At 48.3% G+C, this 13,898-nt stretch carries 12 protein-coding genes; all 12 read left to right on the forward strand.

All coding sequences use genetic code 11. The annotated features are described in order from the left end of the window. Window positions 1–410: 410 nt before the first annotated feature. Window positions 411–1,268, forward strand: a complete 858-nt coding sequence (locus tag GRF59_RS00420) for a MurR/RpiR family transcriptional regulator (RefSeq protein WP_160495714.1) — start codon at window positions 411–413, stop codon at window positions 1,266–1,268. A gap of 299 nt (window positions 1,269–1,567) precedes the next feature. Further along, window positions 1,568–2,482 carry an N-acetylmuramic acid 6-phosphate etherase gene (gene murQ, locus GRF59_RS00425; protein ID WP_160495715.1) on the forward strand — a complete coding sequence of 305 codons (915 nt, stop codon included), beginning with the start codon at window positions 1,568–1,570 and terminating at the stop codon, window positions 2,480–2,482. A gap of 34 nt (window positions 2,483–2,516) precedes the next feature. After that, a complete protein-coding gene (locus GRF59_RS00430) occupies window positions 2,517–3,935 on the forward strand; it encodes an ABC transporter substrate-binding protein (protein WP_160495716.1) in 1,419 nt (472 codons plus the stop codon). Window positions 3,936–4,021: 86 nt separating this feature from the next. Next, window positions 4,022–4,924, forward strand: coding sequence for a carbohydrate ABC transporter permease (locus tag GRF59_RS00435; protein ID WP_160495717.1), 903 nt, complete (start codon window positions 4,022–4,024; stop codon window positions 4,922–4,924). A gap of 20 nt (window positions 4,925–4,944) precedes the next feature. After that, entirely contained in the window at window positions 4,945–5,805 is an 861-nt protein-coding gene (locus GRF59_RS00440) for a carbohydrate ABC transporter permease (RefSeq protein ID WP_160495718.1), read from the forward strand. 1 nt (window position 5,806) lies between these two features. After that, window positions 5,807–7,003: an anhydro-N-acetylmuramic acid kinase gene (locus GRF59_RS00445; protein ID WP_160495719.1), complete on the forward strand. Its 1,197-nt coding sequence runs from the start codon at window positions 5,807–5,809 to the stop codon at window positions 7,001–7,003. A 30-nt stretch (window positions 7,004–7,033) separates the two neighbouring features. Continuing rightward, window positions 7,034–8,005, forward strand: coding sequence for a GNAT family N-acetyltransferase (locus GRF59_RS00450; protein WP_160495720.1), 972 nt, complete (start codon window positions 7,034–7,036; stop codon window positions 8,003–8,005). Then, window positions 8,002–8,709 (forward strand): PIG-L deacetylase family protein, encoded by a 708-nt coding sequence (locus GRF59_RS00455; RefSeq protein WP_160495721.1) that lies wholly within the window; start codon window positions 8,002–8,004, stop codon window positions 8,707–8,709. Before GRF59_RS00450 ends, GRF59_RS00455 begins: the two co-directional genes overlap by 4 nt. 161 nt (window positions 8,710–8,870) lie before the next feature. Next, the gene (locus tag GRF59_RS00460; RefSeq protein ID WP_160495722.1) at window positions 8,871–10,010 is read left to right on the forward strand and encodes an exo-beta-N-acetylmuramidase NamZ family protein; all 1,140 of its coding nucleotides are present in this window, start codon (window positions 8,871–8,873) and stop codon (window positions 10,008–10,010) included. 32 nt (window positions 10,011–10,042) lie between these two features. After that, window positions 10,043–11,596, forward strand: coding sequence for a glycoside hydrolase family 3 protein (locus tag GRF59_RS00465; RefSeq protein ID WP_160495723.1), 1,554 nt, complete (start codon window positions 10,043–10,045; stop codon window positions 11,594–11,596). Between the two features lie 45 nt (window positions 11,597–11,641). Continuing rightward, a complete protein-coding gene (locus GRF59_RS00470; RefSeq protein WP_160495724.1) occupies window positions 11,642–12,559 on the forward strand; it encodes an N-acetylglucosamine kinase in 918 nt (305 codons plus the stop codon). A gap of 279 nt (window positions 12,560–12,838) precedes the next feature. Further along, the gene (locus GRF59_RS00475; RefSeq protein ID WP_160495725.1) at window positions 12,839–13,675 is read left to right on the forward strand and encodes an AraC family transcriptional regulator; all 837 of its coding nucleotides are present in this window, start codon (window positions 12,839–12,841) and stop codon (window positions 13,673–13,675) included. Window positions 13,676–13,898: the final 223 nt, after the last annotated feature.

The following is a 13,898-nucleotide window of genomic DNA, read 5'->3' on the forward strand; positions in this document are numbered from 1 at the left end:
GCATGTTTTTCGGTATTATACAAGGAAGGAGACCGTCATCACAGACATATATGAAGGGAGGGAGTCATAAGTTACCGCAGCTTTTGTCTATCAACATTTTGAATGCGCTTTACCATTTTTCTCTCCCCAATAGCTTCGTTTAAGATAACGCGTCTGTTTGCAGTTACCCGTAACATTTTAGACAAGATCAATAAATTGACCATACGCAGCATGTCAGGTTTATTGCAATTTCATCGGTTGTAATATAAAATAGAATTAAAATTTTATATTGATAATTTTGCTTTGAAATTTAATTTCATTTGCATGATTTTGTTAATTTTACTATCATATTGCAGATATTCTTGTTTTTCGGGAAATTAGCGTATATGATGAAATGGATTTCTATAAAACAGTGTGAGTAGGGAATACATATGTCAATTCATGATAATATTCTAATCAAAATTCGGGAAATGAAAGACAGCTTGACGCCGGTCGAGAAAATGGTGGCGGAATATGTCCTGCAGAATCTGGAGGAGATTCCCCACCTTTCCATTAAAAATCTGGCGCAGCTGACCAAGACCAGTGACGCGTCCGTATTGCGTTTTTGCAAAACCATGGGTTATTCGGGATACCGCAGCTTTATCGTCAGCATTTCGGCGTCGCTGGGTTCGATGGAGGAACAGAAGGATCCGTATACCGATATCCAGCCGGGAGATGATCTGTCGGTCATTATTTCCAACACATCGAGAAACAATATCAAATCGATTGAGGACACCATGAGCGTCATCGATAAGAATGAAGTAGACCGCGCGGTTCAGGTGCTTCGCCAGAGCAATCGCATTGTCTTTTTCGGCATCGGCGCTTCCGGTCTGGTTGGTATTGATGCGGAACAGAAATTTTCGCGTATCAATAAAATGTGCCACACATATTCGGACGGGCACAGCCAGCTTACAGCGGCTACACTTCTCGATAAAGGCGATGTTGCCGTCTTCATATCCAATTCGGGCACGACGTCCGAAATTTTGGAGACGCTTGAGATTACCAAGAAGACGGGTGCTACGATTATAGCAATCACCAAATACAATAAGAGCGAACTGGCGGATAAGGCCAATATTGTACTTAATATCTCCACTCCGGAAGTGACGATTCGCAGCGGAGCCATGGGTTCGCGTATTGCGATGCTGACCATCATTGATATCTTGTTTGCCGGAGTGGCAAGCGCGGAGTATAAGAATGTGAAGAAATATCTGACCAAAACGCATAATATCATTGCCAGCAAACACCGTTAATACAAAGGGAGGAGACATCGGCGCCCATGGCGTACGGTGTCTTTTTTTGTTGCAAAAGATAAAATTAAAAAACAATAATTTATTTTATAATAAAATAATATTTCAAAAACTGTTGACCAAAATGAAATTTATCGTTAATATTGAAATCAAGAAGAGGATTTGGCAAATATCAAAAGTGCGGTTTTGATACACATCATGTAGTTAAACTATATATGAATAAAACTACATATTGTGCCTTGATCCCGTTTCTTGGAATTTGCGACTTCCCATAAATTATAAAAATGGATAGGAGGATCGCAATGGATGAGTATCTGGCGGGGCTGACAACGGAAGAGATCAATGAGCAGACTCGGATGATTGATGAATGCACCACAGAAGAAATGCTTCGTCTCATGAACGAACAAGATGCCAAGGTCCCGGCCGCTGTTGCAGCGGAGATTCCGCAGATTTCGAAAGCGGTTGATGTACTGCACCATGTGCTTAAGAATGGCGGCAGAATGTTTTATATAGGGGCAGGAACCTCGGGTAGATTGGGAGTTCTGGACGCATCTGAATGTCCGCCGACATTTGGCATTGATCCTTCAAGAGTGCAAGGTCATATTGCCGGAGGCGATGGAGCGCTGAGACTGGCTGTGGAAGGTTGCGAGGATAGTGCAGAGGAGGGGGTCGCATTAATCGAGCAATGCGGGGTTACAGACAAAGATGCTGTGATCGGCATTACGGCGAGCGGTAGCGCGACATTCGTGATTGCGGGACTTCAGAGAGCCCGGGAAATCGGAGCTGCTACGATCGGCGTAGTGAACAACAAGCCATCTAAATTAGAGAAAGTCTGTGATATCTGTATTGCACCGGTAGTCGGGCCAGAGGTTATTATGGGTTCAACGAGGCTGAAGGCTGGTTCTGCCCAGAAATTGGTTTTGAATATGCTTAGCACTTGTACTATGGTTAGGCTAGGTAAGACTTATGACAATCTAATGGTTGATTTGAAAGCGAGCAACATGAAGCTCCGCGATCGTTCCATTCGTATCATTAAGTCAGCGACAGGGGTCGATGATGCTACGGCTGCTGCCCATTTAGAAAGCGCTTCCATGAATTGCAAGCTAGCTATCATGATGATTAAGACCGGTTTGGAGGCTGGAGCTGCTGAGCAAGCGCTCAATCAAGCCGATGGAAGTTTGAAGAAAGCAATCAAAGGATTTAATCATGTAGTCTAAAATCACATTTATATTTTCAAGGAGGCCATTTTTCATGAAAAAGAAAATGCGTGTATTGGCAACAGTGTTTGCGCTTAGTATGGCTCTGACGACCTTGTCCGCATGCGGAAGCAAAGACGACGCCAAGTCCAATGCGGATGACCCGAATGCAAAAGACACCATCACAGCGCTGCTTCCACCAGTATCAGCGAACTTCCAAAGCAATTTTGATCAGATGACGAAGGATTTCAACGCGAAATATCCGAACCTGACGCTCAAAATCGAACCTGCAAGCTGGGAGGACATGACTTCAAAGCTCGATACACAGGTTAACGCGGGCAGCCCTCCGGATATCGCATTTATGGGGTCCGACGGCATTTCGAAATATGTGCAGCAAGGCATGCTGATGGATATTTCGGATACGGCTACGGAAGAAATGATTAAAGATTATGACGCAGCTCCGCTTGAATATATGAAGAACGGCAAGGGACTTTACGGGTTCCCGGCATATATGGAAGCACATGCCATTGGCGGTAACAAAGAGTTCATGGAAAAAGCCGGTATCGACTACAAAAAGGTACAAAAAGAAGGATGGACATTCGATGAGTTCCGCGAAGCCATCAAAAAAGGCGTTGTATCCGAAGGCGGTAAAACCTCCCGTTACGGTTTCGTATTCGCCACGGCGGGCGTAACATCCAAAGACTATCTCGGAATTCTGGTGAAAAGCGCCGGCATGCCGGCAGCGTTCGATAAAGATCTGAAATACGCTTACACAAGTAAGAACTTCCTTGAAGTGCTGAAAGACATCCGCGTGATGATCGATGACGGTTCCATGCCAAAAGAGCTCAGCTCCATCGATGCAGGTAAACGTTGGAACATGTTCCTGACAGGTCAAACGATGATCACAGGTAAAGGTCTTGCAGGCTTCGAAAGATCTGCGAAGTTGAACAACGAGAAGCTGCAAAACAAAGATGCAAGCGCTGTTAAAGGCTCTATCCCTGTCGATTATGTTGTGCTTCCTGTTCCTTCATTCGCTGGTGCACAAGCGCAAGCAAGCGTTGCGGTTGACGGTTACGTAACATTCCGCGGCACGAAAGAGCCTACGGCTGCTCACAAGGCTAACGTCGTTAAAGCGGCTAACTTCTTGTCCAGTGGTGCAAACGCAGCTACGACCAACAATGAGCTGTTCGTTGCTCAAATCACGGAAAGCAGCAGAAAAGCAGCAGAAAGCATGACGGTTGAGCGTGATGCGGACAACAAAGCAGCTGTTGAAGCAATGCTTAAGACAGCCGTTCCTGCCCGTCCGGACATCCCTACTGACCTCGGCGCTAAAGCCATCAAGCTTGAGGACGAAGTGATTGTTCCTAAGCTTCAAGCACTTATCGCAGGTGAAATTACGCCTGAGAAGATGTACGATGCTGTGAAATCCGCTGCGGTATCTGCCTTCGGTGAAGACGGCGTTGTAAAAGACTAGAGAAAATACAACGGAAAGCCGTATGGATTTCCATACGGCTTTCCCCCAATATATGTGAAACGTAAGTATGAAAGGGGTTTCGCAATATGACTGAATATGCTAAACCGATCAAACGGCGGAAAATCAAAGGTGATGCGGCCTGGGGTTATGCTTTTGTTGCCGTAGCCGTCCTGGTTTTTGCGATGTTTACCGCATACCCGGTAGTCAGTGCCTTGATTATCAGCTTTCAAGAATATAAGCCGCTGGGTTCAACGTTCATCGGGCTTGAAAACTACACAGAAACCTTCAAGGATTCTTTGTTCTGGAAGGCTGTTGTAAACACCATTATTTATACCTTGTTGACTGTTCCGGTATCGCTTTTCTTATCTTTTGCAGTATCCATCCTGATCTTGCCGCTGAAGAAAAAACTGCAGACGACATTTAAAGCGGTCTATTATCTTCCGGCAGTCGCTTCCGGTGTGGCGTTGTCCGTTGTATGGCTGTGGATCTTCGATCCGATGCCAGTAGGTATTTTTAATAAAGTCACTTCGTTTTTCGGTCTTGGCACCCATAACTGGCTGGGATCCAGCGCTTATGCAATGTTTTCGCTCGTTTTGATGGCTTGGCTGTCCAGTCATGGCACGAGCATCATTATTTATCTTGCTGCCCTGCTTGGTATTGATGGAAGCTACTATGAAGCTGCTGAGCTTGATGGAGCCAACTTCTTTCAAAAGCTGTGGTATATCGTGGTTCCGTGTCTGAAACCAACCACCTTGTTCCTGCTCGTGACAGGCATCATCGGCTCGTTCCAGGTGTTCCAGAATGCATACCTGATGACCGGCGGTGGTCCTGACAATGCAACGACCATGGTAGGTTTGCTCATTTTCAACAATGCATTTAAATACTTCGAATTCGGTAAGGCCGCGGCGCAGTCCTTGGTTTTGGCCGCAATCATCGCGGGTATTTCGTTAGTTCAATTTAAATTCCTAGGCAAAGACGTGGAATATTAAAGGAAGGAGATGCAGCAATTATGGCGCTTTATCACACCCATACAGGGAGACCTCCGGTCAAAATAGCCAGAAACACGGTCATTATTCTCGTTCTTCTTGCGTTTGCACTGGCAACCCTGTTTCCGATCTACTTTATGATTATTTCTTCCTTTGGTGAACCCGTCGAAGCCGGGGCCATGGACTACAAGCTTTTCCCGAGCAGTTTTTCGCTTGAATCGTACAAATTTTTCTTCCAATTTAGCGAATACACGTACCGCTGGCTGCTGAACTCGCTTATCGTGGCGACAACCGTCATGGTTACGAACGTGCTGTTTGCCAGCATGGCAGGTTATGCATTCTCCAAAATTAAATTTAAAGGCAGAGCCTTGATTTTTACGGTATTGCTCGTCGCCATGATGATCCCTTATCAGGTCACGCAAGTTCCTTTGTACATCCTGATTGTGAACATTTTCCATATTCAGAATACGTATACCGCTTTGATTCTACCGGGTCTTGTTACGGTTTATAACATCTTTCTTGCCAAGCAATTCATGGGCAGCATCCCGAACGAGATTCTGGAATGTGCAAAAATCGAAGGCTGTAACCAGTTCCAAATTTATTTCCGCATTATCATGCCGCTGTCCAAGACCGTTCTTGCGGTTATGGCGATCCTTACCTTTATGGACAACTGGAATACGTTCTTCTGGCCATTCCTGGTAACGAACTCCATGGACATGCAGACGATTCAAGTCGGACTCAAGAACTTCCGTTTTGCGAATACGACGTACTTTGCGCCAATGATGGCGGGTGCAACAATCTCGGCGCTTCCGATGTTCATTCTGTTCTTTAGCTTGCAAAAATACTTCCTTGAAGGCGTAACCGTAGGCGCGGTGAAGGGCTAATATGAATAGCGCAACCTATGATAATCATTCAAGCCGCTACGCCGTTGGACTGATGTCGGGCACCTCAGTGGATGGGATAGACGCAGCAGTGGTACAAATTACGGATAGCCTAGACGGCGGAATGTCGGTCCGATTAATCGCATTCGAGAATTCGCCGTACCCGGCTGCCGTCAGGCAGGATATATTCGACCTGTTTGATCCGCTCAAAGCAACTGTCAATAAAATCGGAAGCATGAATGTATTACTCGGCGAGCTGTATGCGGAAGCTGCCTTGTCCGTGATCACAGCAGCGGGACTTCGTCCCGTGGATGTCGCCGTCATCGGTTCGCATGGACAAACGATTTATCATGCGCCGGAATCCGAGCAGCTGCATGGTTATGATATTCACTACACCGTGCAGATTGGCGAAGGATCGGTGATCGCAGCACGCACTGGGGTTCCGTGTGTGTCCGATTTCCGGCCGGCAGATATGGCGGTTGGAGGGCAGGGTGCGCCGCTCGTTCCCTTTACGGAATACTTGCTGTACAGAGAGGCACACCGGACTCTTCTTCTGCAAAATATCGGAGGCATCGGCAATATGACGGTGATACCTGCAGGGTGTACCCAAGAGCAGGTATACGCATTTGATACCGGTCCTGGAAACATGATTATCGACGGGGTTGTTGAGCGTCTGTATCCGGGTCAACTAACGATGGATACTGGAGGAGCCATTGCTCGTCAAGGTGAAATTCACGAAGGACTGTTGAACCTGCTAATGCAGGAGCCTTATTATTCGCAGTCTCTTCCGAAATCGACCGGCAGAGAGCAATTCGGCTCATCTTATATAGATTGGCTGCTGGATTACGCCAAGCGCGAGGACATGAAAGCCGAAGACGTGGTGGCTACCGTTACGAAATTGACGGCTTGGTCGATTGGCGATGCATACTGCCGCTACGTCCGCGCTCAAAATCCGGCCGATGCATTGCTAGTAGGCGGAGGCGGAAGCTATAATCCGGTTTTGGTTGAATTTCTGCGCCAGGAACTGGAGCCGCTTGGCGTCCAAGTCATGACGCAGGAGGAAATCGGCCAAAGCAGCGACGCCAAGGAAGCAGTTGCCTTTGCCCTGCTTGCCGATTACACCATGAAACAGCAGCCGAACAATCTCCCGAACGTAACGGGAGCGGCAAGGCCCATCATCATGGGGAAGATAAGCTACTAATCCTGACAATGGACGGAGGTACCGCTAATCATGATTCACACCTGGGAAGAGCAGTATACGCAGGCGGTAATCGATTTATGGAACAAGGAAGCCGTGAAGGATGGATACAAGGAGCTTACGGAGCAAAGCTTTGTACAAATCTTTGCTTCGAGCCCCTATTTTGACAAGGAAAACACGTTTGTTCTGCTGGAAGACGGTCAAGTAAAAGGCTTTGCTTGCGGTTGCACAGGAGATGATCTTCCGCTCGGACAGGTAGCCGGCTACATTACCTGCATCGTCCTCGATGAGAAAAGCCAAACCGATGAGAACTATAAGCGGCTGTTGGAGTCATTGGAAAAGCGATTTCAGGCACTCGGAAAAAAGCAGTCTGAAGTGTTGTTTTTCAATCCGATGATGCTGCCGTGGTACATACCGGATACGGCGAAGCATGAGCACAATAACGCGCCGGGCGTGCCGGTGGACAGCAGATTATATTCATTTTTGCTGAGCGAGGGATACGTAGAGCGCGCCAAGGAGTGCGCCATGTACCTCAATCTTGCGAAATTTAGCACGCCGCAGGATATCCGTAACAAGGAAGAAAAGGCAGCGGAAAGCGGCTATATGGTCGAGCTGTTTGATTCAGCCAAGCATCATGGAGTTAACGACATGCTTCAAGGTCTGAACAATCCGCTGTGGGAAAAAGAAATCGGCAAGTGTACGTCTGAAGGGGTTCCGGTTGTGATCGCGGCCCATAAGAATCAAGTTGTCGGTTTTGCAGGTCCCGTGATCCGCGAGGAGAATGGGCGCGGATATTTTGCAGGTATCGGAGTGCACCCGGAACACGAAGGTCATGGGCTTGGAACGGTTCTGTTCTTCAAGCTTTGTGAAGCATTCCAAGCCATTGGAACCGGCTATATGTCGTTATACACGGGCATTTCCAATCCGGCGATCCGGATTTACGAAAAAGCAGGCTTCCAAACCGTAAAACAATTTGCAGTCATGAGAAGGGAGTTTTCAAAATGAGCGAGAAAAAATTGACGATCTTGGCAATTGGTGGACATGTAGGGGATGCTGAACTGACAGCAGGTGGCGTATTGGCCAGCCATTCCCTGAAGGGGGACAAAATCGTTACGCTTGCATTAACAGCAGGTGAACGCGGCGTACCTGCATGGCAGGACATGGCGGAATACCGTCAGCAAAAGGTGAATGAAGCAAAAGCCTTTGCCGATATGCTGGGCGGCGAGTCCATCGTATTCGATATTCCGGACGGCGAGCTCAAGGATACCGAGGAAATGCGTCTTCGCGTATGCGACGTCATCCGCCAGGTTAAACCGAACGTCATTATCACGCACTGGAAGAACAGCATGCACAAGGATCATGCGACAACCCACAACATTGTTAATGATGCTCGTTTCTTCGCTGGACTGGCATCGTTTGAAAGAGAATTGCCTGCGCATTTCGCAGCCAGATTGTATTATGCTGAGAATTGGGAAGATGCCGTTGATTATAAGCCGTATGTATACGTCGACTATTCTAAAGAAGCCTTTGATCTGTGGGTCAAGGCAACGGAACAGCATTGGTTCGTAACCAACAGCAAATCCTTCCCTTATCTGGAGTACTACAAGCATCTTGCAAGAGTACGCGGTATTGAGGCACGCAAGGAATATGCGGCTACCTTTATGGTTCCTGAAGAAACCAAGCGCGTATTGAAGAGCGACCTGTTGTAGTTTAAGGATAATTAAAAATGACTGCCAGCAGGGCAGAATTCAACTCGTCTTAATGACTCTTAGGTTGAATTCTGCAGGGTTGAATTCATCCGATATGGGATGGATTTAGCCGAGCGGCAGTCATTTTTTTCAAAATCATCTTTTTCGAGGGGGAAGCAGCGATGATTCTAAACGGAATCGATACGATCATGGAAGCGGCGCATTTGTTCAAGGGAAAGAAACTCGGACTGATTACTTCACCGACCGGTTTAAATAAAGACTTTGTGTCTACGATCCAAATATTGCATGAGAACTTTCATCTGGCTGCGCTCTTCTCGCCGGAGCATGGCGTTCGCGGGGATCAGGCTGCGGGTGCCATGGTCGAGACCTATACCGATCCGATTACCGGCGTACCGGTGTACAGTTTGTACCGCAAGGATTCCAAGCGTTTGAGCCAAGAAATGCTGGATGAAGTGGATATGGTCGTGTACGACATTCAGGATGTCGGCACCCGATATTATACCTTTATTTATACCATGCTGTACGCTCTGGAAGACTGCGCCAAGGCAGGCAAGGAGATCGTTATTCTTGATCGAATCAATCCGCTGGATGGCATCACGGTGGAAGGAAATATATTGAAGCCGGGCTATGAATCATTTGTAGGAGGTTACCCGCTTGCCGTGCGCTACGGACTGACTGCCGGAGAGGTGGCGACGATGGCCAACGAGCAGATGGGCTGGAATGCCAAACTGCATGTTATCCGCTGCCAAGGTTGGGAACGTCAAATGCTGTTCCCGGAAACCGGCCGTCAATGGATTATGCCGTCCTTGGGAATCCCGCGGTTCGAAACAGCATTGATTTATCCGGGGACCTGTTTGTTCGAAGGCACGAATATGTCGGAAGGACGCGGGACAACCGCTCCGTTCGAGATGATCGGTGCGCCTTTCATCGATGCGGAGAAGCTTGCCGCAGAGATGAATGGGATGAAGCTGCCGGGGGTTATTTTCCGCCCAGTATATTTCAAGCCTTCCTTCTCGAAATTCCAGGGAGAGCAGTGCGGGGGCGTGCAGATTCATATGACGGATTACCGCGTAGTTCAGCCGCTTGAGACGGGTGTTAGGCTGCTGTCAACGATTAAGAACCGGTACGAGGACTTTTCGTTTCTGCCGCCGCTGAAGGAAAATTCACGGTCGTTTATTGAATTGCTGGGCGGAGACAACGTGTATCTTCAAGACAAACTTGACGTGGATGCCTTGCTGGAACAATTCCGCGCGGAAAGCGGCGAATTTGCGAAACTGAAAGCGGAATATCATCTGTACTAACGAAATGAACTAAACTTAAGGAGCCGATCCTGATGAAAGAATTAACATTAAGAGAAAAAGTCGGCCAGCTCATCGTTGCGGGTTTTCCTGGTCATGATCTCGATGAAGCGACTCAGCGCCTGATTGCAGACTATAAAATCGGAAATATCATTTTATTCGCGCATAACGTGAAGGATAAGAAGCAAGTGAAGGACCTGTGCACCGAGCTGCAGGTGCAAATCACGGAGCAGACGGGACATCCCGCACTGATCTCCATTGACCAGGAGGGCGGGCGTGTAACGCGTCTTCCGAAGGATGCGGTCAACGTGTCCGGAGCCATGGCGATCGCCTCGACGGGACGTCCGGAGAATGCCTATGCGGCTGGACGGATTACTGCCCGCGAAATGCGTGCCCTTGGCATGAACTTCAATCTTGCTCCGGTGCTGGATATCAATAATAATAAGAAAAATCCGGTCATCAATGTACGTTCTTACGGGGATACGGCGGAGGTTGTTACCGAGTATGGGCTGCAAATGATGCGCGGGCTGGAAGAGGGCGGCGTACTCGCTGCGATCAAGCATTTTCCAGGCCATGGCGATACGGCGGTTGACTCCCATTTGGGATTGCCTTCAATCGATAAATCGCTTGAAGCGCTTGCTGAACTTGAATTAAAACCGTTCCAGGCTGCCATCGACAGCGGTGCGGAAGCCTTGACCAGCGCACACATCCTGTTCCCGTCGATCGAGAAAACCGGCGTGCCTGCCACGATGTCGCGTACGATTATCACCGACCTGCTCAAGGACAAAATGGGTTATCAAGGACTTGTCATTTCGGATTGCCTGGAAATGAACGCCATCCAGAAATATTACGGAACTGCGGAAGGAGCCGTTGGAGCTCTTAAAGCGGGTGTGCATCTGCTGTTCATCAGCCATTCGGGTCAGCTTGTCATGGATGCCGTCGAACGGATCGAGCAAGCGGTGGAAACGGGGGAATTGCCGATTGCCATCGTGGATGAGGCCGTCGAAAAGGTGCTGTACTACAAAGCGAAATATGGTCAGGTTACCCATGAAGAATGTTCTAAAGATGAACACGCAGTGAACCAACGTGCTGCGGAAGCTATCAGTCTGGAAAGCATCTGTCATGTGAGCGGCAAGCTTGAATCCATCGGTCATGGTGCATCCGATACGATGATCATTGGCAGTCTGCCGAACCGTCCGGATCAGGCATCCAGTCATGCGAGCACCGAGCTGTCATTCCCGGCACTTGCAGCAGCAGCGCTTGGAACGGAACATTTGCTGACGGACCTAAATCCCGATAAGCAGGAACTGGAGCGCATCGTTGAAAGCGTTCAGGGCTACTCCAAAATCGTCGTAGGCTTGTATAATGGTTGCGATCATACCGGTCAACTGGAGCTTGTTAACCGGTTATACCGCGATGGAAAGCAGGTTACGGCGGTTGCTCTTGGCAAGCCGTATGACCTCGAAATGCTGGAAGGCGACGTTTGCGGTCTGGCTGCATTCGAATATACGAGAATGGCCATTCAATCCGTCATCCGTATTCTTGGTGGAGAATCGGTACCTACAGGTAAACTGAGCCTTCGTCAATAATTCTTGAATGGCTGATTATATGAAGCGGGGAAGTGACAGCAAGCAATGAAATTTGTAGCCGGTTTGGATGGCGGAGGTACCAAAACCGCCGTTACGGTCGCCAATGAACAAGGTTTGGTGGTGAAAACCTTCGTTTCCGGGGCCATCAATTACAACGGTCAAGATGAGTCCAGTATCGCCGCGAGCCTGAAAGAGATCGTAGAGCAAATCGGTCAAGCCTGCGGCGGAATTGATAACTGCGCTCAGATGTGCATCGGAGCTGCCGGTGTCAGCAATCCGACCGTGGTGAACCGATTGACGACACAGATCAGAAACAGCGGGTATCAGGGCGGCCTCCATATTACAGGGGATCACGAGACGGCTTTGTATGGAGCGCATGAAAGAGCCTACGGAATGATCCTGATTGCCGGGACCGGTTCGATTGGACTCGGTAAAAACAAGGCCGGAATGACTCATCGTGCAGGCGGCTACGGTCATTTGATCGATGATGAAGGAAGCGGTTATGCGATCGGCCGCGATCTGCTGTCAGCGGTGGTGCAGGCGCATGACGGCCGAATTCCGAAGACTATGATCACGGATCTGGTGTATGAACGGCTGCAAACCAACTCCGTTCAGGACATCATCGGATTCGTATATGATAAGCGGACCAATAAGAAAGACATTGCGGCGATTGCCCCGATGCTTTCGGATGCCTGCGCAGCAGATGATGAGGCGGCGATGTATATAGCCGAAAAAAGTGCTGCTTCGCTGGTACATCTCGTCATTCCTGTGGCGGAAGCTCTTTCGCTTCAGGAAGATTGCCTTGCGATCACGGGCAGCGTATTGCTCAAAAATACGTTTGTTCAGTCCATGTTCCGGGAGAAGCTGCATGAGCATTATCCGGCGATGGAGTGCATTACGCCAAAAAGCGATGCATCCATGGGGGCTGTGCTGTTAGCTTGGAGTCAATTGCAATCTCAATAGATTTCTTTGTGCCAAGGCTGAGGATCGTTTCAGTCTTGGTTTTTTGTTTCGACGTGATCATTCATAAATAATCTGTCAAGGAATTGCGCAGTCCTTCATGCCGATTCCTTTTTTAATGCAGCGAAGCGGTTCCATTAGGAATATTTTAACAGTAAAATGACACGCAGCTTTCCGATAGAATGAAAAAAAGCTTAGGAGCTTCGGCAATAATCAACGCTTCCCCCTTGACTCATTCACTGAATTCCATCCTACCCTTATTTTAAGAAACGGAGTGTAAGCATGAGCGTCAATCATTTGCTGCAGGCATTGCGGCTGAACTATCTTTTTGCAGAGCGGTATTCCTTTCCGCGTAAGTGGACCTACAGCGAATCCGCCATCCCCTATTCCATGATCCGGTTTATTGAGCAGGGCTGCGCCAAGTTCACTGTCGACGACACCGAGTATTTGGCCGAAGAGAATGACATCGTCTACATCCCACAGGGAAGCAGTCTGGCTTGTGAAGCGATGTCGGATGACCTGATCTTTATCAGCATCCGTTTTACGGCGGCCTTCCCTCTCAGCGACAACGAAGTGTGGTCGGGGATCATGGGCTTTGACACCAAATTCCAATGTAAGGACCCCTACATCCGTCACTATTTTCATAGTATCGTCCATGAGCGGGACGCAGCGGGCAAAGGGAAGAATTTCATGCTTCGGGGCTACCTGGAGCTCATCGTGGGGTATTTGATCAATTCGGTCGAACCTGGAGCAGAGCGTACCGGCAGGCAAAAGCGGGTGCCGAAGGACAACAAGAACGACAACCGCGTCGAAATCATTTTGGATTTTATGATGAACCATATCTCCGCGAATCTCACAGTCGAGGAAATGGGACAAATGGTCAATCTCAGCGTATCTTCCCTGCGGCGGCTGTTCAAGCAGCATACGGGAAAGTCTCCCCGCGAATTTTTGATCGATTTGAAGATGGTCGTTGCAGCCAAAAAAATTATCGAAAGCGACGAACGCATTTCGGACATCGCCTATTTTGTGGGCATCGAGGATCCGAATTATTTTTCCAGATTATTCAAAAGGCATTATAAAGTCACCCCTCAGGCGTACCGGCAGCTGGCGAGGGATTAATTGACGCTCCGGGAACTTTTGAGCGATTTGTACTAGTTTTGAGTGGTTTACTATGTTCATTGTCACCGGAAATCCCGGTATTGTTAAGGATAGACAAACGATATAAACCAATCCACAGAGGGGATGTAAGCGCATTCTGACATGGGAGTGATGTGTCTTTTTCAAAAACGCAAGTATAGCACGAATGAAGCACGGAAGGCTGAAATCATCTTATAGATCCGGG

It is taken from the genome of Paenibacillus dendrobii (genome assembly GCF_009807035.1).
In the GTDB taxonomy this organism is placed as follows: Bacteria; Bacillota; Bacilli; order Paenibacillales; family Paenibacillaceae; genus Paenibacillus_AQ; species Paenibacillus_AQ dendrobii.

Bases quoted from the DNA above. Each gene is read 5' to 3' on its own strand.
- GRF59_RS00420 (WP_160495714.1), top strand. From the start codon at position 411: ATGTCAATTCATGATAATATTCTAATCAAAATTCGGGAAATGAAAGAC.
- murQ (WP_160495715.1), top strand. From the start codon at position 1,568: ATGGATGAGTATCTGGCGGGGCTGACAACGGAAGAGATCAATGAGCAG.
- GRF59_RS00430 (WP_160495716.1), top strand. From the start codon at position 2,517: ATGAAAAAGAAAATGCGTGTATTGGCAACAGTGTTTGCGCTTAGTATG.
- GRF59_RS00435 (WP_160495717.1), top strand. From the start codon at position 4,022: ATGACTGAATATGCTAAACCGATCAAACGGCGGAAAATCAAAGGTGAT.
- GRF59_RS00440 (WP_160495718.1), top strand. From the start codon at position 4,945: ATGGCGCTTTATCACACCCATACAGGGAGACCTCCGGTCAAAATAGCC.
- GRF59_RS00445 (WP_160495719.1), top strand. From the start codon at position 5,807: ATGAATAGCGCAACCTATGATAATCATTCAAGCCGCTACGCCGTTGGA.
- GRF59_RS00450 (WP_160495720.1), top strand. From the start codon at position 7,034: ATGATTCACACCTGGGAAGAGCAGTATACGCAGGCGGTAATCGATTTA.
- GRF59_RS00455 (WP_160495721.1), top strand. From the start codon at position 8,002: ATGAGCGAGAAAAAATTGACGATCTTGGCAATTGGTGGACATGTAGGG.
- GRF59_RS00460 (WP_160495722.1), top strand. From the start codon at position 8,871: ATGATTCTAAACGGAATCGATACGATCATGGAAGCGGCGCATTTGTTC.
- GRF59_RS00465 (WP_160495723.1), top strand. From the start codon at position 10,043: ATGAAAGAATTAACATTAAGAGAAAAAGTCGGCCAGCTCATCGTTGCG.
- GRF59_RS00470 (WP_160495724.1), top strand. From the start codon at position 11,642: ATGAAATTTGTAGCCGGTTTGGATGGCGGAGGTACCAAAACCGCCGTT.
- GRF59_RS00475 (WP_160495725.1), top strand. From the start codon at position 12,839: ATGAGCGTCAATCATTTGCTGCAGGCATTGCGGCTGAACTATCTTTTT.